Origin of the sequence: Azospirillum sp., from assembly GCF_035628975.1 — a bacterium.
Taxonomy (GTDB): domain Bacteria; phylum Pseudomonadota; class Alphaproteobacteria; order Azospirillales; family Azospirillaceae; genus Azospirillum.
In genome coordinates this window covers 60,282-82,458 of the sequence record NZ_DASPIS010000034.1, presented here as the reverse complement: position 1 = coordinate 82,458, position 22,177 = coordinate 60,282, and the positions used below count along the sequence as shown (strand labels likewise).

Annotated in this window: 17 protein-coding genes; 6 read left to right on the top strand and 11 right to left on the bottom strand. The window is 69.2% G+C overall.

Translation table 11 applies throughout. The features are described from left to right. Nucleotides 1-31: 31 nt before the first annotated feature. Complete coding sequence (gene ffh, locus VD964_RS07410; protein ID WP_324867187.1) at nt 32-1,417, bottom strand: signal recognition particle protein; 1,386 nt, start codon at nt 1,415-1,417, stop codon at nt 32-34. 333 nt (nt 1,418-1,750) lie between these two features. On the opposite strand from ffh, the gene VD964_RS07405 reads away from it, so the two are divergent. After that, a complete protein-coding gene (locus tag VD964_RS07405; RefSeq protein WP_324867105.1) occupies nt 1,751-3,103 on the top strand; it encodes a pentapeptide repeat-containing protein in 1,353 nt (450 codons plus the stop codon). Nucleotides 3,104-3,110: 7 nt separating this feature from the next. Here VD964_RS07405 and VD964_RS07400 read toward each other — a convergent pair whose 3' ends face one another. The 4 genes from VD964_RS07400 to VD964_RS07385 all read right to left on the bottom strand — a co-directional run bounded on the left by VD964_RS07400 (nt 3,111) and on the right by VD964_RS07385 (nt 7,610). Next, nucleotides 3,111-3,782 (bottom strand): hypothetical protein, encoded by a 672-nt coding sequence (locus VD964_RS07400; protein ID WP_324867104.1) that lies wholly within the window; start codon nt 3,780-3,782, stop codon nt 3,111-3,113. Nucleotides 3,783-3,888: 106 nt separating this feature from the next. Further along, nucleotides 3,889-4,521 (bottom strand): hypothetical protein, encoded by a 633-nt coding sequence (locus VD964_RS07395; RefSeq protein ID WP_324867102.1) that lies wholly within the window; start codon nt 4,519-4,521, stop codon nt 3,889-3,891. Between the two features lie 30 nt (nt 4,522-4,551). Continuing rightward, a complete protein-coding gene (locus VD964_RS07390; RefSeq protein WP_324867100.1) occupies nt 4,552-5,880 on the bottom strand; it encodes a DUF2336 domain-containing protein in 1,329 nt (442 codons plus the stop codon). Next, the gene (locus VD964_RS07385) at nt 5,877-7,610 is read right to left on the bottom strand and encodes a sensor domain-containing diguanylate cyclase (protein ID WP_324867098.1); all 1,734 of its coding nucleotides are present in this window, start codon (nt 7,608-7,610) and stop codon (nt 5,877-5,879) included. Before VD964_RS07385 ends, VD964_RS07390 begins: the two co-directional genes overlap by 4 nt. Nucleotides 7,611-7,830: 220 nt before the next feature. On the opposite strand from VD964_RS07385, the gene VD964_RS07380 reads away from it, so the two are divergent. The 4 genes from VD964_RS07380 to VD964_RS07365 all read left to right on the top strand — a co-directional run bounded on the left by VD964_RS07380 (nt 7,831) and on the right by VD964_RS07365 (nt 11,381). Further along, nucleotides 7,831-8,550: a pyrimidine 5'-nucleotidase gene (locus VD964_RS07380; RefSeq protein ID WP_324867096.1), complete on the top strand. Its 720-nt coding sequence runs from the start codon at nt 7,831-7,833 to the stop codon at nt 8,548-8,550. 109 nt (nt 8,551-8,659) lie between these two features. Next, on the top strand, nt 8,660-9,502 hold the full coding sequence (gene dapD / locus VD964_RS07375; RefSeq protein ID WP_324867094.1) for a 2,3,4,5-tetrahydropyridine-2,6-dicarboxylate N-succinyltransferase: 843 nt from the start codon (nt 8,660-8,662) through the stop codon (nt 9,500-9,502). Between the two features lie 138 nt (nt 9,503-9,640). Further along, nucleotides 9,641-10,789: a succinyl-diaminopimelate desuccinylase gene (gene dapE / locus VD964_RS07370; protein ID WP_324867092.1), complete on the top strand. Its 1,149-nt coding sequence runs from the start codon at nt 9,641-9,643 to the stop codon at nt 10,787-10,789. Nucleotides 10,790-10,808: 19 nt separating this feature from the next. After that, nucleotides 10,809-11,381 carry a hypothetical protein gene (locus VD964_RS07365; protein WP_324867090.1) on the top strand — a complete coding sequence of 191 codons (573 nt, stop codon included), beginning with the start codon at nt 10,809-10,811 and terminating at the stop codon, nt 11,379-11,381. Between the two features lie 121 nt (nt 11,382-11,502). Here the strand turns inward: VD964_RS07365 and cobT are convergent, their stop codons facing one another. Together cobT and VD964_RS07355 are read right to left on the bottom strand one after the other, a co-directional pair. After that, nucleotides 11,503-12,528, bottom strand: coding sequence for a nicotinate-nucleotide--dimethylbenzimidazole phosphoribosyltransferase (gene cobT, locus VD964_RS07360; protein ID WP_324867088.1), 1,026 nt, complete (start codon nt 12,526-12,528; stop codon nt 11,503-11,505). 114 nt (nt 12,529-12,642) lie between these two features. Then, a complete protein-coding gene (locus tag VD964_RS07355; protein ID WP_324867086.1) occupies nt 12,643-13,689 on the bottom strand; it encodes a hypothetical protein in 1,047 nt (348 codons plus the stop codon). Between the two features lie 249 nt (nt 13,690-13,938). Here VD964_RS07355 and VD964_RS07350 point away from each other — a divergent pair, with 249 nt between their 5' ends. Continuing rightward, nucleotides 13,939-15,735: an acyl-CoA dehydrogenase gene (locus tag VD964_RS07350; protein WP_324867084.1), complete on the top strand. Its 1,797-nt coding sequence runs from the start codon at nt 13,939-13,941 to the stop codon at nt 15,733-15,735. Between the two features lie 429 nt (nt 15,736-16,164). Here the strand turns inward: VD964_RS07350 and VD964_RS07345 are convergent, their stop codons facing one another. From VD964_RS07345 to pcsA, 4 genes are all read right to left on the bottom strand, one after another. Further along, nucleotides 16,165-17,481, bottom strand: a complete 1,317-nt coding sequence (locus VD964_RS07345; protein WP_324867082.1) for a hydroxyacid-oxoacid transhydrogenase — start codon at nt 17,479-17,481, stop codon at nt 16,165-16,167. Between the two features lie 82 nt (nt 17,482-17,563). Beyond that, entirely contained in the window at nt 17,564-20,389 is a 2,826-nt protein-coding gene (locus VD964_RS07340; protein ID WP_324867080.1) for a DUF2339 domain-containing protein, read from the bottom strand. A gap of 116 nt (nt 20,390-20,505) precedes the next feature. Next, nucleotides 20,506-21,246, bottom strand: coding sequence for a DUF72 domain-containing protein (locus VD964_RS07335; RefSeq protein ID WP_324867078.1), 741 nt, complete (start codon nt 21,244-21,246; stop codon nt 20,506-20,508). A gap of 97 nt (nt 21,247-21,343) precedes the next feature. Continuing rightward, nucleotides 21,344-22,051: a phosphatidylcholine synthase gene (pcsA, locus tag VD964_RS07330; RefSeq protein WP_324867076.1), complete on the bottom strand. Its 708-nt coding sequence runs from the start codon at nt 22,049-22,051 to the stop codon at nt 21,344-21,346. Between the last annotated feature and the right edge of the window lie 126 nt (nt 22,052-22,177).

Below are 22,177 nucleotides of genomic sequence, written 5' to 3'. Positions count from 1 at the left end.
AGGTATCAGGTGATTTCGAAAGGCGGTCAGGTCAGCCGAAAGGCCCCTTCCCGCCGAAGCCGCCGAGTCCCTTCGGCAGCAAATTGCCCAGGCCGCCGCGCAGCATCCCCTTCTTCCCAAGCTTCTGCACCTGCTTCATCATTCCGCGCATGGTCTCGAACTGCTTCAGCAGCTTGTTGACCTCCTGCACCGAGGTGCCGGAACCGGCGGCGATGCGCTTGCGGCGCGAAGCCTTGATGATGTCGGGGTTCTTGCGTTCCGCCTTGGTCATCGAGGAGATGATCGCCTCCTGGCGCTTGATCATCCCGTCGTCGACGTTGGCGTCCTTCAGCTGGTCCTTGATCTTGCCGATGCCCGGCAGCATCCCCATCAGGCCGGACATGCCGCCCATCTTGCGGAGCTGCTTCAACTGCATCGCCATGTCGTCGAGGTCGAAGCCCTGGCCCTTCTCCATCTTGCGGGCGAGCTTTTCGGCCTCGTCCTTGTCGATGGTCTCGACGGCCTTCTCCACCAGCGACACCACGTCGCCCATGCCGAGGATGCGGCCGGCGATGCGGTCGGGGTGGAAGGGCTCCAGCGCGTCGATCTTTTCGCCGACGCCCAGCAGCTTGATCGGCTTGCCGGTGATCTGGCGCATCGACAGGGCCGCACCGCCGCGCGCGTCGCCGTCGATGCGGGTCAGCACGATGCCGGTGATTCCGACCTTGTCGTTGAAATTGGTGGCGACGGTGACGGCGTCCTGGCCGGTCATCGCGTCGGCGACCAGCAGCGTTTCCGCCGGCTTGGTCGCGTCGCGGACAGCCGCGACCTCCGCCATCAGCTCCTCGTCGATGGCGAGGCGGCCGGCGGTGTCGAGCATGACGACGTCATAGCCTTCGAGACGGCCGGTCTCGATGGCACGCTTGGCGATGGCGACCGGGTCCTGGCCCGGCACGATGGGCAGCGTGGCGACGCCGGTCTGCTCGCCGAGAACCTTCAGCTGCTCCTGCGCGGCCGGACGGCGGACGTCCAGCGAGGCCATCAGGACCTTCTTGCGGTCCTTCGTCTTCAAGCGGAGCGCGATCTTGGCGGTGCTGGTGGTCTTGCCCGAACCCTGCAGGCCGACCATCAGGATCGGCACCGGCGCCGCGGCGTTCAGGTTGATATCCGCGCCTTCACCCAGCATCTCCACGAGGTTGTCGTGGACGATCTTGATGACCTGCTGGCCGGGGGTGACCGACTTCAGCACCTCCTGCCCGACGGCGCGTTCCTTCACCTGGGTGACGAACTGCTTGACGACGGGCAGCGCGACATCAGCCTCCAGCAACGCCACGCGAACTTCGCGCAGTGCTGCGGAGACGTCCTCCTCGGTCAGCGCGCCACGGCGGCGCAGCTTGTCGAAGATGTCGCCCAGGCGTCCGGTCAGGCCTTCGAACATGCGATACTCGTTCCCCAGTTCCGGGTCCAGCGTCAGTGCCGCCGCCCACACAAGCACGAAAGCGCCAGTGCGCGACATTCGCGGACTGGCGGAGATACCCGGCATTGGGCCGGGGTACCCGGTCTATCGACTTGGCGGGAGACAGGTCGGCGGACCATAGAGAAGCTGGCTTGGAGAGTCAACCACCAGAAGGACCTCCGCGCCTTCGGCCGAAGGTCGCCCTTGCCGCCCGGTGGTTATCCGTCCGACACTTGTCACAAATCTTCGCACTTTAACGAATTTTTGGCGACTCCTTCGGATTATGAGTAACCAAATAGAGAAGGTATCCCGGCGATGTCGTCCGCCCAGGGCTTTGGTTCCAACGGCCCGCGAACCAAGCTGACCCAGAGCCAGCTCAACGCGATCCTGTTGCGGCACCAGGCTTTCCGCAAGAGCCAGCCGGGCGGCGTGCGCGCCAATCTGAAGATGCGCGACCTGTCGCATCTCGACCTTTCGGGCATCGACCTGTCGGACGCCGACCTGTCGGGCGCCAAGCTGTTCAGCGCGCGGCTGACCGGCGCCAACCTTGCCAACGCCAACCTCTATGCCGCCGACCTGCGGCTGGCCAACCTGGAGAAGGCTGACCTGCGCCGGGCCGATCTGCGCGGCGCCTGCCTGCGCGGCGCGGTTCTGAGCGAAGCCACATTGGTCGAGGTCGACCTGCGCGACGGCACCCTGCTGCACTACGATTCCAGCGGCGAGATGTTCTCCCACCAGTATGAGGACAGCGTCCTGACGTCGGAGCTGACGGCGGCGACCATCCGCGGCGCCGACCTGTCGCGGGCGAAGATCGCCAACGCCTTCGTCATGCAGACCGACCTGACCGACGCCATCCTGCGCGGCACGAAGTTCATGCGCGCCAACCTGACCGGCTCCAACCTGACCGGTTGCGACCTGACCGACGCCGACCTGACGGAGGCGAACCTGTCGGGTGCCCGGCTGTCGGGAGCGGTGATGACGGGCTGCGCCATCAATCGCACCAATTTCAGCGGCGCCACCCTGATCGGCGCCATCCTGGACGCGGCCCAGCTGCGCTCCCCCAACATCCAGGCGGCGGTTCTGGCGAAGACGCTGGAAAATCCGGACGACGATCTGCGCGACATCCTGGTGGAGCATCTGTCCTGGATCGACAGCGGCGGCAAGGCCGGCAAGCGCGCCGACCTGTCGGCGCTCGACCTGTCGGGGCGGAAGCTGGACGGCATCAACCTGTCCGCGGCCATCCTGCAATGCATCGCGCTGCGCGGCGCCACGCTGACCGGTGCGGCGATGGCGATAGCCGATCTGTCGCTGGCCGACATGCGCAAGGCCGACCTGTCGAACGCCGATCTGCGCGGCGTGAATTTCGAGCGGGCGACCCTGACCGGCGCCAACCTGACCGGCGTCCAGCTCGGCCCCGTCCATATCCAGACGATGAGCGGCCACATCTGGCGCGCCAACCTGCAGCGCGCCCGGCTGGGCATGGCGCTGCTCTGCAACGCCGACCTGCGCAAGGCCAACCTGGCCGGGGCCAATCTGGCGGGTGCCGACCTGACCGGGGCCGATCTGAGCGAAGCCGACCTGACCGGGGCCGACCTGACCGGCGCGGTGCTGGACGGCGCCACGCTGGACCAGGCAATCGTCGAGGAGGCGATCGGGCTGGCGGGCTGAGGTCAGGTCACGCCGAAGGTCCGCCGCGCTTCGCCATCCAGTCGCCGGAACCGTAGACGCTGCGGACATGGTGGACCAGCAGGTTGCGGGCGTCGATCAACTGGCCCATCCGCTCGCGGCAGGCGACGATCCCGGTATCCGGGTGGTAGACCGGCGCCAGTTCGCGGAAACGCCGCCGCACCTGATCCTCGTCGAAACACCATTCATTGACGAAGCCGAACAGTTGGGCCGCGTCGCGCACCTCGGTGATGCGGCCGTCCAGCGGCTGGAAGGACAGGCGCTGCAGCGCATGGGCGAGCGTCTTGTTGCGATATCCCAGCGTCTCGACCGCAGCTTCCAGCCGGCGGACATCCTCGCCCGGAAGGATGCGGGCGCCGGGATCGGCCAGCGCCAGCGCCGCAGCCAGCGCCTTGCGGATCGCGGCGTCGGACGCGGCATCGGACGAGGCGGCGCTCCCCACCTCCAGCACCGCCTGCCCGCCGGCATCGTGCGGACCGGGGTCGACGCCGCCCTCCGGAGCCAGCAGCAGGGCGGCGGCGGTGAGCACCGTCACCCCGACGCCGCGCATGGCCGCCAGGTCCAGCACGGCGGCACGGAAACGGGCGCCGCAGGGCACGGTGCGGCCGGAGGCGGCTGAAGGACTGGAGTCTTCCGGTGCGGTCATCGCCGGTGCGGTCATCGTCAGCGCCAACACATGGTGGAAGCGGGCGCGAGTCTACGCAACGACTGGGAATCCCGCAATCGCGCGGATGGACGCGGCGGGACGGGGTAGTTCCTTTTCCGCCTCAGCGGAACGTCGTGGCCCCGGGCTTGGCCGGCAACCTGTTGAGCAGATCGTCGATATAGGCGGTCTCGTCCTTGCCGGACATGGCGGCGAAGCCCTTCAGCATCTGGCTGCCGAAGGTGAAGACGCTGGCGAGGTCGATTCGCCACGCCCCGCCTTCGCGCACGAAGTCGGCGGGGACCAGCGCCGGCCGGTTGTCCACCATCAGCAGGCCCGAGGCGCGGTCACCCTTCACCCGTACCGGCCCCAGCGAACTGCGGGAGATGACGTTGGGTCCGAGCCAACCGGCCTTCAGCGCATGGTTGGCGATGTCGCCGACCGACATGCGGCGCAGGTCCGACGGGCCGAGATAGCGGCGCAGCCCCATGGCGGCAAAACGCTCCGCCGGCTCCAGCCGCTGCAGCGGCGCCTCGCCGGGCTGGCGGGCGGCGTCTCGCACCGACTCCAGCGTCTTGACCGAATTGCGGGTGAGCAGCGGAATCACCGCCGATCCCCGCTGTTCGGTCAGCGCCGTTCGGGCAGCATCAAAGGTCGCGGCGACCGCCCGCTCCTCCGGCGTTTCGCGCGGCGGGGCGGCGAAGCTGGTGGCAGCGGCAATCAGGATGACGAAAAAGGCGAGGAAAGCGACACGCATGCCAGGAAGAACCGGAAAGGGAACGGAACGTCACGCCTTCGCCTCGACGCCGAAGAATTCGAGCTGCCAGCGCATCTCTTCATCGGTCATCGGATAGTGCGTGCCGTCGCGAGCATTAAGCGCCGTTTTCGGCGGAATTTGGGCGAGCCGCAACTGGACCTGCCGGGCGAAACGCATGGTGAGGCCGGCACGCCACACCAGTGCGGTGACGGCGCGCGGCGCATGGGTGGCGACGATGCGGTCAACCACCGCCAACTCGATCTGCGACAGCTCCGCCAGCGCCGCCATGACGAAGCCGCGGTCGCCCTCCACCATCGATCCTTCGATCAGCTTCTCTGTCAGCTTGCCTTCCTTGTTCAGGCGTGCCGCCTTGTCGCTGGGGCGTTCCACCGGCTTTTCCGGTCCGGCGGCGGCACCACCGACCGCCTCCTCACCGAAATCCACGGGGCCGAGCGGCAGGCCGGGCGCGGCGCCGGCCGCCTGCCCCACCCGCTGGCGCACCGCCTCCACCAGACCGCGCGCCGCGGCGGGGTCGAGGTCGTCGCGGTCCTGGAGAACCTTCAGCAGATTGTCGGCGACGAAGCTGGCCAGACGCGCCACCGCACGGGCGGGCAGACGCGGACGGCGGACCAGCGGTGAATGCCAGGGCTCGTGCTGCGGCGCCTGGTCGAGGATGCGGTCGAGCGTCTCCTCCCGGATCTGGGCCGACGGGTTGCCGAGCAGCGCCGTCACCGCCGCCTCGTCATCCGACCGCGCGATGGCGTCGGCGACCGACGCCGTGACGTTCTGCCGGCTGGCGATGGCGGTCATCGCGCCACGCACCGGCCCCTTCATGATGATATCGGTCAGATCCTCTTCGGTGAGGATCGGCGAATGCTGCAGGACCGGGCCGCAGACCGACAGTTCCACGTCGCGGGCCAGCCGGTTGATCACGCCGTGCGGGGCGTTGGGCAGATCCTTCAGCGCTTCGGCCAGGATGCCGCGCACCTCCGTCGCCTGATCGCGGGCGAGCGTCTCCAGGCATTCCACGGTCAGCCGCTCGATCTGGATCGCCTGATCGGCCGACAGTTCGGGCAACAGGCGGGCGATCTTCCGCGCCACCGCCTGACGCACCATGACCTCGCGGTCCTTGGCCAGCAGCAGATCGGCCTGACGCGGGGTGCCGGCATTGGTGGCGATGGCGCGCCGCACCTCCGCCGCGGCGTCGGCGGCAAGGAAATACAAAAGCTCCGGGCGGGTCTTGGGATGCTCGGCGACCTTCCGGCGGACCGCCGGATCCTCGCTCTGCACCATCCGCTTTGCGGATTCGTAATCGGCGGGATCGAGCGTTTCGGGTCGCTGGGTGGCAGGCGGGGTCACGATGCGGGCTCCGCGGCGGAAAAGTCGGAAGATGACTCTACGGAAGCGGACGCCTGATAGGCGGGGGCCAGGGCGTAATGGCCCTTGCCGCTCTTCTTGGCGTCGTACATGGCGGCGTCGGCGCGGTCGGTCAACTCCCGCACCGTCTCGCCGCGGCCGGGGGCGTGGACGGCGATGCCGATCGACAGGCCCAACGGCTTCTCAGGACTGGCCGACAGGTGGGCAAGCTCGCGCATGCCCTTAAGCAGCCGTTCGGCGACGATGCGGGCCTTCGCCTCGTCGGTGCGGCCCAGCCACAGCACGAACTCGTCGCCGCCCAGCCGGCCCGGCAGGTCGCCCGGCCGCACCCCGGTGGTCAGCAGCGTGCCGATGGCCTTCAGCACCGTATCGCCCTGCTGGTGGCCGTGCAGGTCGTTGACCGCCTTGAAGTTGTCGAGGTCGACATAGAGCAGGGCCGACGGGCCGCTGTCCGGCCGCGAGATCGACTCCTCCAGCCGTTCGAAGAAGGTGCGGCGGTTGAACAGGCCGGTCAGCCCGTCGCGCTCCGACAGGCGGCGCAGCCGCTCCTGGTAGGCGAGATGGGCATGGGCGATGCCGATATGGTCGGCCACGCCCGACATCAGCTGCCGGTCGTCGTCGTCCCACGGCTCCGAATCGCCGGCGCGCCAGACCAGCAGCGCGCCGTTCACCGCCTGCCGGTATTCCGTCCGCTCGCCGATCAGTTGAATGTCGCCCAGCCGGTCGGCCACCAGCCCCTTGCCGTTGGCGATGCGGTCGAGCAATGCAGTGCCGACCTCCGGCAGTTCGGCCCCGAACTCCGCCACCAGCGACAGGGCGACGCGACCGCCCTCCCCGCTGCCCTCTTCCGCCCGGTAGATGCGGCAGCCGTCGGCGCTGAGCGCCCGCGCCGTCTCCGTCGCGGCCACGGCCAGCGCCTCCGCGGCGTCGAGACGGTCGCGCAGGGTGTGGACGATGTGGCCCAGCAGCCTTTCGCGGTTCCGGATGCGCGCGAGTTCGTTGGAACGCAGCACCTGCTCCGTCACGTCGCGGCAGACGCCGCGGGCGCCGATCCAGTCGCCCTGCGGCCCGAACAGCGGCAGGGCGGAGGCGACGATGCAGGCCGGCGTGCCGTCGGCGCCCTTCAGCCAAAGCTCGGTCTGATCGACCGGGCGGCGGCAGTCGAAGGGCATCGGCAGGTCTTCCGTCTCTTCCAGCGCGAGGCTGCGCGGATCGCGGCCGATCAGCGCGTCGGCCGGATATCCCAGGGCGCCCTTGTGGCTGACGAAGACGAAGGTGCCGTCGGGACCCGTCTCCCACGCGAAGTCGGAGGAGACCTCCACCAGATCCTTGTAGCGTCGGCGCGACTCGGTCAGCGTGTGGCGCAGCTGCCGTTCCAGCGTGTCGTCGCGTCCCAGCAGGAGGAAGCCGCCGTCCGGCAGCGGCACGCCGGCCCATTCGACGATCATGATCCCGCGCAGCGACTCCACCGGCACCGACCGCAGGCCCGGCGCCACGCTGGACGCAGAGAGCCAGCCGCGGAGATCGGGCAGCCAGCGCGGATCGCTGTCCATCATGTCCTCCGCCTCCGCATTGGCTTCGGCGACGGCCAGGGCGGAATCCAGCCGCAGGGCCGGGCCGGGATACAGCGCGACCAGCGTCACGGGGCCGGTCTGGCCGCCGGTGGCGGCGGAAGGGGCGGCGGAGGTACCGGTGGTCAGGAGCAGGTCCACGGCGATCCCAGATGGGCAATCCACGAAGCGGGCGGGGCGAAAAACCTTAGGCTGCAAACCGTTGCAGAGTCCGGTTCATGCTACCCCTTTAGGGGTTAATCTTCAATCAACCAACGAGGCGGAGGACTCCGCATTGCCTTGGCCCGCAAATAGGACAGGTGGCGGCTGCGACCTTGTGAAGCGGCTTGCGGCCGGCCGGCGTCGGCCCCATTCTTCGGGAATGACCGCCCCGACCTCTCCCGCCGCACCGGCGCCCGCCCCCATCACCAAGCTCCCCTCCGCGCTGCGGGACCGCGCGGTGTGGATCTTCGATCTCGACAACACGCTCTACCCGGCGTCCTGCAACCTGTTCGCCCAGGTCGACCTCCGCATCAACGAGTTCATCGCCGCGCATTTCAACATCGGCATGGACGAGGCCAGGGTGCGGCAGAAGCAGTTCTTCCGCGACTACGGCACCACGCTGCGCGGCCTGATGAGCGAGCATGACGTCGATCCGGTGGCCTACATGGATTATGTCCACGACATCGACGTCACCGGTGTCCAGCCCTCTGCCCAGCTCGCGGACGCGCTCGACCGGCTTCCCGGCCGCAAGATCATCTACACCAACGGCTCGGTCCGCCATGCGGAGAACGTCGCCGGCCGGCTCGGCATCATCGACAGGTTCGAGGCGGTGTTCGACATCACCGCGGCAGGCTATGTGCCGAAGCCCGACCCCCGCCCCTATGCCACCCTGGTGGAGCGCCACGGCGTCAACCCCGCCGACGCCTGCATGGTGGAGGACATCGCCCGCAACCTCGCCCCCGCGCACGCGCTGGGCATGACCACGGTCTGGGTCCGCGGCGAGCAGGAATACGAGAAGGCCGGCGTCGGCGCCGGGGTCCACATCGACCACACCGTGGACGACCTGCCGTCCTGGCTGGCCGCGGTGGCGGGCCCCTAAGGACTCTGTCGCAAACAGGCTATTGTCGGCCGCGGGTATGGTTGACAGCGGGCGCGATGCGGCTCCATGGTGCCGTCCCTTGGACAATCGACAGCAGAACGACCGCGCCATGAGCCACGCCAGCCTGCAGGCCACCATCGACGCCGCCTGGGAAAACCGGGCCGATCTCACCACCGCCACCACCGGTTCCGTCCGCGACGCCGTGAACGCGGCGCTCGACGCGCTGGATGCCGGCGACCTGCGCGTCGCGGAGAAGACCGCTGACGGCTGGAAGGTCAACCAGTGGCTGAAGAAGGCGGTGCTGCTGTCCTTCCGCCTGAACGCCAACGAGATGATCCCCGGCGGCCCCGGCGGTTCTTCCTGGTACGACAAGGTGCCGCCGAAGTTCGAGAACTGGAGCGAAGGCCAGTTCCAGAACGCCGGCTTCCGCGCCCTGCCCGGCGCCATCGCCCGCAAGTCGTCCTATGTCGCCCCCGGCGTCATTCTGATGCCCAGCTTCGTCAATGTCGGCGCCTACGTCGACAGCGGCACCATGGTCGACACCTGGGTCACCGTCGGCTCCTGCGCCCAGATCGGCAAGAACGTCCACCTGTCGGGCGGCGTCGGCATCGGCGGCGTGCTGGAACCCTTGCAGGCCGACCCGGTCATCATTGAAGACAACTGCTTCATCGGCGCGCGTTCGGAGATCGTCGAGGGCGTGATCGTCGAGGAAGGCGCGGTCATCTCCATGGGCTGCTACATCGGCGCCTCGACCAAGATCATCGACCGCCACACCGGCGAGGTCTTCATGGGCCGCGTCCCGGCCTATTCGGTCGTCGTCCCCGGCTCGCTGCCCGGCAAGCCGCTGCCGGACGGTACGCCCGGCCCGAGCCTGTACTGCTGCGTCATCATCAAGCGCGTCGACGAGAAGACCCGGTCGAAGACGGCCATCAACGACCTGCTGCGGGATTGATCTGGCAGCCGTTCCACCGTCACCCCCGCGAAGGCGGGGGTCCAGGCTTCGCATACAGCACTCCGGCCCCTGCACCTGGATCCCCGCCTTCGCGGGGATGACGACCGGCGGAGGCCGGGCCGGTTGGAAAAGAGCCTCATGACCATCGACCCCGTTGCCCTCGCCCAGGATCTCATCCGCTGCCCCAGCGTCACGCCGCGCGACGACGGCGCGCTGGGCGTGCTGGAGGCGGCGCTGGCGCCGATGGGCTTCACCTGCCACCGCCTGCGCTTCCAGCAGGAGGGGACCGAGCCGGTGGAGAATCTCTACGCCCGGCTCGGCACCGAAGGCCTCAACTTCTGTTTTGCCGGCCACACCGACGTGGTCCCGCCGGGGGACAAGGGCTGGACGGTCGATCCCTTCGCCGGCGAGGTGATGGGCGGACGCCTGTTCGGCCGCGGTGCGGTCGACATGAAGGGCGCCATCGCCGCCTTCGTCGCCGCCGTGTCCCGCCGGCTGCAGGACGGCCCGCCCGCCGGCTCCATCAGCCTGCTGATCACCGGCGACGAGGAAGGGGTGGCGATCAACGGCACCCGCAAGGTGCTGGACTGGATGGCCGAGCGCGGCGAGCGCATCGACGCCTGCGTGGTGGGGGAGCCGACCAACCCCAAGGCGCTGGGCGACATGATCAAGATCGGCCGGCGCGGCAGCCTGACCGGCTTCCTGACCGTGTTCGGCGCGCAGGGCCACGTCGCCTATCCGCATCTGGCGGACAACCCGCTGCCGCGGCTGGTCCGCATGCTGGCCGCCATCACCGAACACCCGATGGACGAGGGGACGGCGCATTTCCAGCCCTCCACCCTGGCGCTGACCACCATCGACGTCGACAACGCGGCGACCAACGTCATCCCGGCGCAGGGAAAGGCGACCTTCAACATCCGCTTCAACGACGCCCACACCCCGGCCGGCATCGAGGCGTGGCTGCGCCGCACCTTCGACGCCATCGGCGGTGCCTATGAGCTGGAGGTCTACTGCTCCGGCGACAGCTTCGTCACCCCGCCCGGCCCGCTGACCGAGCTGGTGGCCGAGGCGGTGGAGGGCGTGACCGGGCGCCGTCCGGAATACTCGACCACCGGCGGCACGTCGGACGCACGCTTCATCAAGAATGTCTGCCCGGTGGTGGAGTTCGGGCTGGTCGGCCAGACCATGCACAAGGTCGACGAATATTGTCCGGTGGAGGATCTCCGCCGGCTGACGGACATCTACGAGGCCATCCTGAAGGGCGTGTTCACGCGCCTTGCCGGGTGAGTCTTCCAACCGGGACGCCATGATGCCGCTGACCACCCCCGCCATCCTGTCCGCGCTGACCGGCGCCTGGCGGCTGGCCCGCTTCGACCGGACGGGGATGGAGTTCTTCGACCGCACGCCCGAGGGAGCGCTGAATTCCTTCTACGCGGCGCTGGTGGTGCTGCCCGCCTATGCGCTGCTGCTGGCGATCCGGCTGTGGGATCAGATTGACGGCACGCCGGTGCTGCAACTGGTGACGGTGGAGGGCATCGCCTACGTCGTCAGCTGGACGGCCTTCCCGCTCGCCCTGTTCCGCATTTCGGCGCTGATGGGCAAGGAGCAGCTCTATCCCGGCGCGTTGACAGCCTACAACTGGTCGGCCGTGGTTCAGATGGCGATTTACCTGCCGGCTATCGTCCTGTCGGCCAGCGGCCTGCTGCCGTCCGGGATGTCCGAAGCGCTGGTCTTCGGCGTGATGATGGCGATGCTGACCTACCAGTGGTTCGTCCTGCGCACCGCCCTGTCTCTGTCGGGGTTGGCCGCGGCGGCGCTGGTGATGCTGGATTTGTTCCTGTCGGCGGCGATCAGCGATCTGGCGGACGGGATGCTGTGAGGCTCTGCTGATTTGCCATCGGTCTTGCCCCCTCCCCATCCCTCCCCCTCTCCCGCGAAGCGGGGGAGGGTCAGGGAGGGGGCAATAGAACTTACGGAATCCAACGCCCCCACACCCCCCATCACCCCTGCGTGGCAACGCCCGCGTCGGCGAAGGTCGCCATGCCGGAGTGGCAGGCGACGGCGGACCTCACGATGTTGATCGCCAGCGCCGCACCGGAGCCCTCTCCGAGGCGCATGCCGAGATCGAGCAGCGGCTCCTTGCCGATGGCCTGCATCAGACGGGTGTGGCCCGGCTCGACCGAGCGGTGGGAAACCATGCAGTGGTCGAGCGCGCGGCGGTCGGCCTTGTAGAGCACGGCGGCGGCGGCGGTGCAGGCGAAGCCGTCGAGCAGCACCGGCACGCGGGCGACGCGGGCGGCCAGGATGGCGCCGGCGATGGCGGCGAACTCGTAGCCGCCCAGGCAGCGCAACGCCTCGAACGGGTCGTCCTTGGCCTGCGGGTTGGCGGCGACGCCGGCCTCCACCGCGGCGATCTTGCGGGCAAGGCCGGCGTCGTCGATGCCGGTGCCGCGGCCGGTCCAGTCGGCCGCCTCGCCGCCGAACATGGCGAGGCACATCGCCGCCGCCGAGGTCGAGTTGGCGATCCCCATCTCGCCCAGCGCCAGCAGCTGGACGCCCATCTCCACCGCCATCATGCCGTAGGCCATGGTGCGGCAGCATTCCTCCTCACCCATGGCCGGGCCCTGGGTGAAGTCGGCGGTCGGGTTCTCCAGGTCCAGTTCGTAGACGCGCAGGTCGGCGTCGGCCACCTCGCAGAGCTGGTTGACCGCGGCGCCGCCATTCTGGAAGTTGGCGACCATCTGCACCGTCACCTCGGCCGGGAAGGCCGAGACGCCGCGGGCGGCCACGCCATGGTTGCCGGCGAAGACGGCGACGCGCGGGCGGCGAACCTCGGCCGGGTGCTGGCCCTGCCAGGTCGCCATCCACTGCGCAATCTCCTCCAGCCGGCCGAGCGAGCCCGCCGGCTTGGTCAGCTGCCGTTCGCGCTGGAGGGCCGCGGTGCCGGCCTCCAGGTCGGGGCCGGGCAGGTTGCGCACGAGCGCGCGGATTTCCTCGAAGGTGACGGCGGGCTGCTGGTTGCTCATGATCGGTCCTGAGGGGTGAGCGCCAAAAAACGGCGCGACCTTGCACCCATCCGTCCCTCAAGTCAAAGCGCCAGCGTAGGGCATTTTGCCCCGCTCCGCTTGCTGCCGCCCCGCTCAAGCCGCCTTGGTCACGGCATCCTTGCCGGCGGCGCCCGCGGTTGCGGCGGCGACCGGCGTCGACGATTCGGACCCGACGATCCGGCCAAGCCCCAGCCCGAAGCCCATGGCGACGCCGTTGCCGGCGGTCTGGTCGGTCCGCACCGGCTCCTCGCGCATGCGGCGGTTCTCCTTGTCGCGCAGGCGGGCCGGGCGGCCGCTGATGCTGTCGACCTCGTCCGGCGTCTCCAGCGCGTTCAGCGCCAGCACCTGGTAGATCGACAGCGGCGTGCCGTTCAGCGACTTGGCCGGGGCCATCGGCACCTGGGTGGTGAAGCCGTCCGGCATGTCCTGCTTGCGCACGGCGTCGGTCGCCGCCTGGGCCGGGGCGAAGTTGGCCAGCGGGTTCTCCGAGAACTTGGTGGCGAAGCGGTCGTAGATCTCCTTCAGCGACTTCGCCTTGCCGGTGGCCTTGTCGTAGAAGACGTTCTTGTTGGCCGCCGCCGCGTCGGGGAAGACGTCGCGGGCGGTGCGGCCGGGATTCTCCTGCATCGCGTTCAGGAACTTCGACGCGCCGCCGGCTCCCAGGAAATGCGCCATGTACAGCTCGGTCGAGCCGATCTTGCCGTCCACCGTCTCCTCCAGATACTCCTTGTTGCCGCGGGTGTATTCCGCCGCCATCAGGGCCGAGGCGGTGGGATCCTTGCGCAGTTCCAGGATCTCCCTCTTCATCTCCGGATCGGCGACATAGGGACGACCGTCGCCGCGGGTCTGGATGGCGCTGGCGTATTTGCCGTAGCCGTGGTCGGCGCCATGCTCCTTCATCGTCTGCAACCATGTGCTGTCGATGAACTGGTAGAGCCCCGTCGCCGAGGAGGAGGAGGACTTAATGTCCGTGCGATAGCCGCTCTCCACGGCAGCTTTTTCCATGAGGTAGGAAAAATCGACCCCTGTCCGGGCGCTGGCATTGCGAACGGCGGCCTCCACATTGGCCGGGCCGCGGGATGCGCGGGCCTGCTGGGCGGCGGTGTCGCTGGGATTGCCGAGGGCGGAAGCGTAGGTCATGGGTCGATCCCCGTGTGAAGGCCCCGGTGGGAGGCGGACACTCCCATGCAGACATCGTGCCAGCCGGGCGGGGACTTGATGCGGCGGCGCGGCGGGCCTAGCCTCAAGGTCCCCTCTCCCCCTGGGGAGAGGGAGATTCAGCGCGGCATCCCGCCCTCTCGCCAAGCGCCATTCGATGCTGTATGTTAACGTATAGGTAAACAAAACAATCCGCCCCCTACAAATCCGCCCTGGGAGAATTGCCCCGCCATGACCTACACCGCTCCGGTCGACGATCTGCGCTTCGTCCTGAACGAGGTGGTGGGCCTCGACGCCATCGCCGCCCTGCCCCATTGCGACAGCGCCGCCCCCGATCTGGTCGATGCCATCCTGGAGGAAGCCGGCAAATTCGCCTCCGGCGTGCTCGCCCCGCTGAACCGGGTGGGCGACAAGGAAGGCGCGAAGCTGGAGAACGGCGTCGTCCGCACCGCCACCGGCTGGAAGGAGGCCTACGGCCAGTTCACCGAGGCCGGCTGGAACAGCCTGCCCTTCGAGCCGGAATACGGCGGTCAGGGCTTGCCCTGGACCGTCGCCTTCGCGGTGAACGAGATGTGGCAGGCCGCCAACCTGTCCTTCGGCCTGTGCCCGCTGCTGACCCAGGGCGCGGTGGATCTGCTGACCGAGCATGCGAGCGACGAGCAGAAGGCGGTCTATCTGTCCCGGATGATCTCCGGCGAATGGACCGGGACGATGAACCTGACCGAACCGCAGGCGGGCAGCGACCTCGCCGCGGTGCGGACCAAGGCGGTGCGGGCCGACGACGGCAGCTATCGCATCACCGGCCAGAAGATCTTCATCACCTATGGCGAGCATGACCTGACGGAGAACATCGTCCATCTGGTGCTGGCCCGCCTGCCCGACGCCCCGGCCGGCATCAAGGGCATCAGCCTGTTCATCGTGCCGAAGTTCCTGCCCAATCCCGACGGTACCCCCGGCCAGCGCAACGACCTGCGCTGCGCCAGCCTGGAGCACAAGCTGGGCATCATGGCCAGCCCGACCGCGGTGATGGCCTATGGCGACGACGGCGGGGCCATCGGCTACCTCGTCGGCGAGGAGAACCGCGGCATCGAATACATGTTCACGATGATGAACAACGCCCGGCTCGGCGTCGGCATCCAGGGCGTGGCGATCGCCGAGCGCGCTTACCAGCAGGCCCGCGACTATGCCAAGGGCCGCGTCCAGAGCAAGGATCTGGCCGATCCCAAGGGCTCCGGCGTCGCCATCATCAAGCATCCGGACGTGCGCCGCATGCTGCTGGACATGCGCGCCAAGACCGAGGCCGCCCGTGCGCTGGCGCTCTATGCCGGCACGCAGCTGGACATCTCCCGCCACCACGAGGATCCGGTGGTGCGCGCCGCGGCCACGGCGCGGGTCGACGTGCTGACCCCCATCGTCAAGGCATGGTCCACCGACATCGGCTGCGAGGTGGCGTCCACCGGCGTGCAGATCCATGGCGGCATGGGCTTCATCGAGGAGACGGGTGCGGCCCAGCATTACCGCGACGCCCGCATCACCCCGATCTATGAGGGCACCAACGGCATCCACGGCAACGACCTGACCTTCCGCAAGACCGGCCGCGACAAGGGCGTGGCGGCGAGAGCCTTCGTCGCCGACATGCGGGCGACGGTGGAGGAGTTGGGTGCGGCCCCCGGCGACGACCTCGCGGTGATCCGGACCGAGCTGTCGGCCGGGCTGGACGCGCTGGACAAGGCCATCGACTGGATGGTGGCGACCCAGGTGGAGGGCGACATGCAGGGTGCGGCCGCCGGCGCTGTGGCGTATCTGAAGCTGTGGGGGACGGTGGCCGGCGGCTGGATGCTCGCCCGCTCGGCGATGAAGGCGATGGAGGGCATGCGCCAGCCCGGCGCCAACGCCTCCTTCCTGGAGACCAAGCTGATCGTCGCGCGCTTCTACGCAGAGCAGGTTCTGGCGACCGCCCCCGCCCTGCTGCCGACCATCGCCAGCGCCCGCAACACGGTGATGGCGCTGAGCGAGGAACAGTTCTGAGGTTGGCGCCCCTGTTTCGCGGGGGTGGATGGAACGTTTGAAACACCGTGAAACGGTTTTCCGGGCCCTGTTCAACTGTTCAACGCCGCCATCGTCATGCGGCGTGGAGCGGTGAACGGGGTGGGAAACCGGGCAACGGGGGGCATGGGGACTCCGCACGGGCATAGGCTGTCATTCCTATAACGAGCGGGTGTCGCGGGCAACGGTCAGCGGGAAAAACGGGCGCTATCCCCCCTCTCCCCCCCGGGGAGAGGGTCGGGGTGAGGGGGATGCATTGCGTGCCCTTCCGAGAATCCTCGCTGTGCGTCCCCCTCACCCTAACCCTCTCCCCGCTTTCGGCGGACCGAAGGTCCGCCTGTCGCGTCAGCGCAAACGAAGTTTGCGCGTGAGCGGGGGGAGAGGGGATTCGTGCCACCCCCAAGATGCTCCTCACCAATAACGCATCGCATCCGCGTACAGACCGCGCAGGTCATCTTCCGACACCGGGCGCGGAGCGATGGTCAGCAGGCGTTGCTGGGCGGCGGCTCCCTTGACCAGACCGGGGATGTCGGCCTCGCCATAGCCCAGCGCCGACAGCCCGTTCGGCAGGCCGGTGGCGCGCATCATCGAGATCAGCCGCGTCGCCAGCAACTCGCCGCCATCCTCCGGCACAGCGCCGCGCGTGTCGGCGCCCAGCGCCTCGGCGGCGCGCAGATGGGCATCCGGCGCGGCGGGGCCGGTGAAGCGGAAGGCGGCGGGGGCGTTCAGCACCACCGAGATGCCGTGCGGCACCATCGGGTCGACCGTCTCGTAGCCGGTGGCGGTGAAGCTGTGGTTCATCCCGGCCACCGAATAGGACATGGCGTGCGGGATGTGGACACCGGCATTGCCGAAGGCCAGACCGGCCAGCGTCGCCGCGAACATCAGCGCGTCGCGGGCCTCGGCGCAGTCGGGGTCGTTGACCGCCCGTTCCAGCCATTGCCCGCCCAGCCGGATCGCCTGCAGGCTGCCGATGTCGGACCACGGGTTGGCGCCCTGGTAGGGCGGACGGGCCATCGGCGATTCGGGACGCGGGCGGGAGCGGAAGGGACGCGCGGTGTGGCTCTCGATGGCGTGGGTCAGCACGTCGAAGCCGGTGGCGGCGATGGCGCCGGGCGGCAGGCTGTCGATGGTGCGGGGATCGACGACGGCGAGGCTCGGCCGCAGGAAGCGGGACGAGATGCCGGTCTTCACCTGCTTTTCCACATGGTCGAAGATGGCGACGCCGGTGGTCTCGCTGCCGGTGCCGCAGGTGGTCGGACAAGCGATGTGCGGCTTGACCGGGCCTGGGACCGGGATGCCCTCCCCCAGCGGCTTGTTGACGTAGGCGAGGAAGTCGGCCGGATACGTCGCGTAGAGGTTCGCCGCCTTCGCGGTGTCGATCACCGAGCCGCCGCCGATGGAGACATAGCCGTCGAATCCGCCGTCCCGCACGAAATCGGCGGCGTCGAGGAACGACGCGCTGGTCGGCTCCACCCGGCAACGGTCATAGACCACCGGGTCCATGCCCGCCCGCTTCAGCGACTCCAGCGCCATGGCGAAGGGCGCCGTCGCCGCAACGCGCGGGTCGGTGAACAGTGCCACCCGCGTCATACCCAGCGACAGCGCATCGCCGCCCAGCTCGGCCATCATGCCGGGGCCGAACTTCATCCGCGCCGCCTCGACGGTGAAGCCCTCCTCGCCGTCGGGCAGGATGGGATAGGCGTTGCCGTGCGTGTCGCTTGCCATGAGCGCTGCTCCTCCGGTGGCGGGGGCCGGGTTTCGTCCCGGCCCATCCTTCACCGTATGGGAGCGTTCCCTACGCGGCGTGTCAATGCGTCCGTTGGTCCACCATATTGTCAGTGGGCAGATCATCCGCGGGAGAATGCGGCGGCTCCGGCTTCGGTTCGGGCGGGGTGCCGGCGGCGGGCGGGCGCAGCAGCCGCTGGTACAGCCAGCCGATGCCAACCAGCGAAATGCCGAGGCCGAGGAAGGAGGCGACGCGGTACATCCCCTCCAGATCCGACATATCGCTGAGGAACACCTTGGCGACCACCGCCAGCACCAGCACCAGACCGACATGGCGCATCCAGCCCCAGCCGAAGCGGATCCCCGCCACCAGCATCGCCACCGCGAACAGCAGGAAACCGACGGAATAGCTGTACCATTCGGCGTCCGACATCTCGTAGCCGTTCAGCACCGGCCCCTGGAAGGCGCGGCGGATCTCCAGCGCGAGGTTGGTGGCAATCAGCAGCATCGGCAGGACCGGCGCGGCGCTCCGCAGGCTGCGCGACGGCGGCGGGTCGTACCACAGATAGAGCAGCAGCAGGACGGCCGGCGCGCCATAGGCCAGGAGCAGCCGGTTGACCACCGGCCAGTTGCCGACCCATTCGAAGTTCCACAGCGGGTTCAGCGCCAGCAGATGCAGGAAGAAGGCGGTCGCGGCGGCCAGCAGGACCAGCAGGCGCCGGCCCCACACCGCCACCGGCCGCGCGCTCCAGCGCCGGTCCGCCGCCAGCAGCAGGGCAAGCCCCAGCCAGGACAGGGTGTGCAGCGCCACCTCCGTCAGGCCGGACGGCTCCGCCTCCAGGCTGCCGGCCATCCAGCGATGGATGCCCAGCGACAGCATCAGGGTGGTGAAGATCAGGGCGCCGGCCTCCAGCACCATCACCACCAGATCGTCACCGCTTCCAATGTTTCCCTGGCCATCCGGCGCCGTCCGCATCAGCCGCGCCGCCACCAGGAAGCCCAGCGCCGGCAGGCCATAGCCGTAGGCGATCCAGGCATAGCCTTCGTAATCCAGCACATAGGGGTTGATCGCCAGCCGGACCAGAACGGCGACCGCCACCAGCAGGGCCACCCCGCGCAGTTCGCGCAGGGTCATCCGACGCTCCAGCCAAGCCAGCACCGGCACCTGCATCGCCAGCGCCACGGTCAGCCACGCCTCCTGCAGGGTCATGGTGGCGCCGAGCGCGATGGCGCCGCTCGCCCCGGCGGCGAAGGCGGCAAGGCCCAGCGCCGCACCCGGCCGGTGGCGATGGCGGGCCAGCGGCGTGGTGCCGGCCACCAGCAGGGCCGCCAGCCCCAGCGCCGCGGCCGGCCAGCCGATGGCGGTTTCCGGCGGCGTCACCTGGGCATAGGCCAGCGTCAGCAGGGCAAGCGGCACCAGGGCCGACAGGGATGCCCACAGCGCCGCCCGCCGGGCTCCCCACAGCGCGGCGAAACCGCCGATGCCGAACAGCGCCGCGAAGCCGCCCGCCACCCACAGGAAGCGCGCCACCTCAGCCGGGTAGCCGACCGGATCGGCGACGATCAGCGGCTGTCCCTCCGCAGTCAGCGGCGGCGGGCTGGACGGGACATAGGGCAGGCTCCAGGGCGCCAGCGACAGCAGCACGGTCAGCGCCGCGATCCAGGCGACCCCGGCGATCCGCTCGGTCCGCCGGCCGGCGGCCATGGCAAGAAGCGCGAACAGGGTGAGGACGGTCAGCGACACCGCGTCATGCCCGTCGCTCCAGGTGACGGCGGCGACCAGCAGGCCGAACACCCGCATCGCCATCATCGCCAGCCGGTCGGCGGGATGGCGCTGCTTGCGCCGGATCCAGTCGGGCAGCGCCCTGCGCCAGCCTGTGGCGGGCGCCGGCTCCGCCAGCCGGTCCTCCGCGGTACCCGCAACCACGCCCAGCACGGCCGGAACCAGGAACAGGGCGGAGGTCAGCAGCAGGTAGAGGCCGGTCGGCAGCGCGTCGCCGCTGCGCCACGGGTCGATCATCCACACCAGCGGCCAGAGCGCCGCACCGGCCAGCGCCCCCCAGCCGAGCCAGCGCCAGCGGCGATACAGCACCACCGCCATGCCGGCCCCGTTCAACGCCAGCAGATAGGCGAACAGGCCCCAGGCGTCCGGATTGTCGGACGGTATCAGAAGCGGCGTGACATAGCCGGCCAGCAGCCCCAATGCGGCGATGAACGGCCCCTGCAGCAGCGACAGCCCGATGCCGACGATCGACAGCGCCGCCAGCAGCGCGAAGGCGACCAGCGGGGCGAACAGGTCGAACAGGGCGAAGCCGCCATAGACGCTGGCGAAGGCGGTGAACAGGCCGGCGGCGGTCAGGGCCGGCGGCACGTAATCGGGCCGGAGCGCCGCGACGGCGCGCTGGGCCGGCCGTCGGCGCAGCCATTCTCCCCCCACCATCAGCCCGAAGCCGGCGAGCAGCCCAAGCGCCACCCGCACGCCGGGCCCGAGCCAGCCATGCTCCACCGACAGCTTGATGAAGAAGGCCGCCGCCAGCGCCATGGTGCCGCCGCCGAGCCAGATCAGCCAGCGCGAGGCAAGCGATTCCTCCAACTCGCGCCAGCCCGCCCGCGGCGGCGTGGGGGATGGTGTTGCGGCGGGTTCCGGTGCCGCAGGCTGCACGGCCTCTTCGGGCACGGGAGCCGCTTCGGCGGCAAGGACCGGTTCGGGGAGCTGCTCCGGCGGTGGTTCCTCCATCGCCGCAGCCTCAGCCTCGGCGGAGGGGGATGCCTGCAGAGGGGCGGCGCCGGCCAATGCCTTGTCCAACCGGCCGCGCAACGTGGCGATTTCCGCCTCCTGCGCCTTCAGCCGCCGGTCCAGCCGGTGGGTGAGGAAGCCGAAGATCAGCAGTAGGACGACGAACTCCATAACCACACCACCTGCACGCCGTTGCCCCTCCTATCGGGGGCATTTCGCGGCAGGATAGCCTTGCAACAATGCACTGTCTCGGTCGTGCTGGGGGGTCGTCCGATAGAGAATTGCGCCTATGACCGGACCCGCAGCCGCTCCATCGTCGCCAAGGCGTCGTCCACGGCATGGAAATCGGCGGTGTTGTCGAAGACGCACCAGACCGGCCGCAGCGCCGCCTCTTGCCGGAGCCGCTCGGCCAGCGCGTCCAGCACTGCCGGCCCGTAGGCGGAGCGGTAGATCACCGGCGACCCGTGCAGCCGCCAATAGCGCACCCCGTCCCAGCCGCCCGGCTCTCCGGCCCCCGGAACCGGGGCGGGATCGGCGGCGACACGGGCGACGCGGTGGGCGATCAGCAGGGACTGAGCTTCATCGGTGAACCAGGAGGCATGGCGCGGCTCGCACACCACGTCGCCGTCGAAGCGGGCGCGCAGCAGCGCGAAGAAGTCCTCCGCGACCGCACGGTCGAAGCGCAGGCTGGGCGGCAGCTGGACCAGCAGCGGGCCGAAGCGGTCGCCCAGCATCCCGGCCTCCGCCAGGAAGCGCTCCAGCGCGGCGTCGGCGCCCACCAGCCGGGCCTCATGGCTGATCGCCTTGGGCAGCTTCACCGCGAAGCGGAAACCGGGCGGGGTGGAGGCGGCCCAGCGCGCCCAGGTTTCCGGCTTGTGCGGACGGTAAAAGCTGCTGTTCACCTCGGTCATCGCCATGACGCGGGCGGTGCGCTCCAGATGGGTGCCGTCGGCTGGGAATGCCGGGGCGGACAGCTTGGGAATGCTCCAGCCGGCGGTGCCGATCCGGATCGGATGAGCCGTGGCCAAGGCGGGATCCTCTCTGCTGCGCCGGGTTGCCGTTGGACTTGCCGTCCAGGCAACGCCCGTCACGCAGAGCTGTTCCCCAACCGTGGAATTCCGAGGATCAGGGACCGCGCAGGCTCCGCCAGGCGCAGACGGCGGCGTAATAGATCGAGGTCGCCAGCCACAAGCCGAACAGCCAGCCCGGACGCGCCGGCTCCAGCACCACCAGCGCGATGCAGCAGAGCAGCCACACCGTGGTCACCGCGATGTTCAGCGGCATCAGCGCCTTGACCCGGAAGGGGTGGAGGAACTTGACCGTGGTGAAGGTGAGCAGCCCCAGCGCCACCACCACCGCCGCATTGAACCAGGGATTGAGGTCGAGCAGCCAGAGGTAGAGGGCGACGACGTTCCAGATCGCCGGGAAGCCGACGAAATAATTGTCGCCGCTCTTCATCCCGACATTGGCGAAGCAATAGAGCGCCGTCAGCAGGATCCAGGCGGCGAGAGCGATGCTGACCAGCCCCTCCGGCAGCAGGCCGAAGCGGTGCATGAACACCGCCGGCACCACGACATAGGTCAGGTAGTCGATGACGAGGTCCAGCGCCGACCCGTCGATGCCCGGCAGCACCTGCTTGACCGAGACGCGGCGGGCCAGCGTGCCGTCCACGCCGTCGACGACCAGCGCGATGCCCAGCCACATCAGGCACAGCTTCGCATCGCCCGCCGCCGCCGCCAACAGGCCGAGCAGCCCCAGCACGGCGCCGCTGGCCGTGAAGATGTGAACGCCCCAGGCCGACAGGCGATGGGTGATTCCATAGCCGGCGCTCATGCCGATGTTTTCCGTGGGTGGCGAGGAGGACGGTGGCAAGGACAAGGCGATGACCTGAACGGAATGGGGCTGGGACGGAAGGCGGTGAAGCGGGCGGATCTTCTGACACAGATGAACGCAGATAAA

Coding starts and splice junctions, on each gene's coding strand:
- ffh (WP_324867187.1), bottom strand. CDS start 1,417: ATGTTCGAAGGCCTGACCGGACGCCTGGGCGACATCTTCGACAAGCTG.
- dapD (WP_324867094.1), top strand. CDS start 8,660: ATGAGCCACGCCAGCCTGCAGGCCACCATCGACGCCGCCTGGGAAAAC.
- VD964_RS07355 (WP_324867086.1), bottom strand. CDS start 13,689: ATGACCTACGCTTCCGCCCTCGGCAATCCCAGCGACACCGCCGCCCAG.
- VD964_RS07365 (WP_324867090.1), top strand. CDS start 10,809: ATGATGCCGCTGACCACCCCCGCCATCCTGTCCGCGCTGACCGGCGCC.
- VD964_RS07340 (WP_324867080.1), bottom strand. CDS start 20,389: ATGGAGTTCGTCGTCCTACTGCTGATCTTCGGCTTCCTCACCCACCGG.
- VD964_RS07400 (WP_324867104.1), bottom strand. CDS start 3,782: ATGACCGCACCGGCGATGACCGCACCGGAAGACTCCAGTCCTTCAGCC.
- VD964_RS07405 (WP_324867105.1), top strand. CDS start 1,751: ATGTCGTCCGCCCAGGGCTTTGGTTCCAACGGCCCGCGAACCAAGCTG.
- VD964_RS07350 (WP_324867084.1), top strand. CDS start 13,939: ATGACCTACACCGCTCCGGTCGACGATCTGCGCTTCGTCCTGAACGAG.
- cobT (WP_324867088.1), bottom strand. CDS start 12,528: ATGAGCAACCAGCAGCCCGCCGTCACCTTCGAGGAAATCCGCGCGCTC.
- dapE (WP_324867092.1), top strand. CDS start 9,641: ATGACCATCGACCCCGTTGCCCTCGCCCAGGATCTCATCCGCTGCCCC.
- pcsA (WP_324867076.1), bottom strand. CDS start 22,051: ATGAGCGCCGGCTATGGAATCACCCATCGCCTGTCGGCCTGGGGCGTT.
- VD964_RS07380 (WP_324867096.1), top strand. CDS start 7,831: ATGACCGCCCCGACCTCTCCCGCCGCACCGGCGCCCGCCCCCATCACC.
- VD964_RS07345 (WP_324867082.1), bottom strand. CDS start 17,481: ATGGCAAGCGACACGCACGGCAACGCCTATCCCATCCTGCCCGACGGC.
- VD964_RS07395 (WP_324867102.1), bottom strand. CDS start 4,521: ATGCGTGTCGCTTTCCTCGCCTTTTTCGTCATCCTGATTGCCGCTGCC.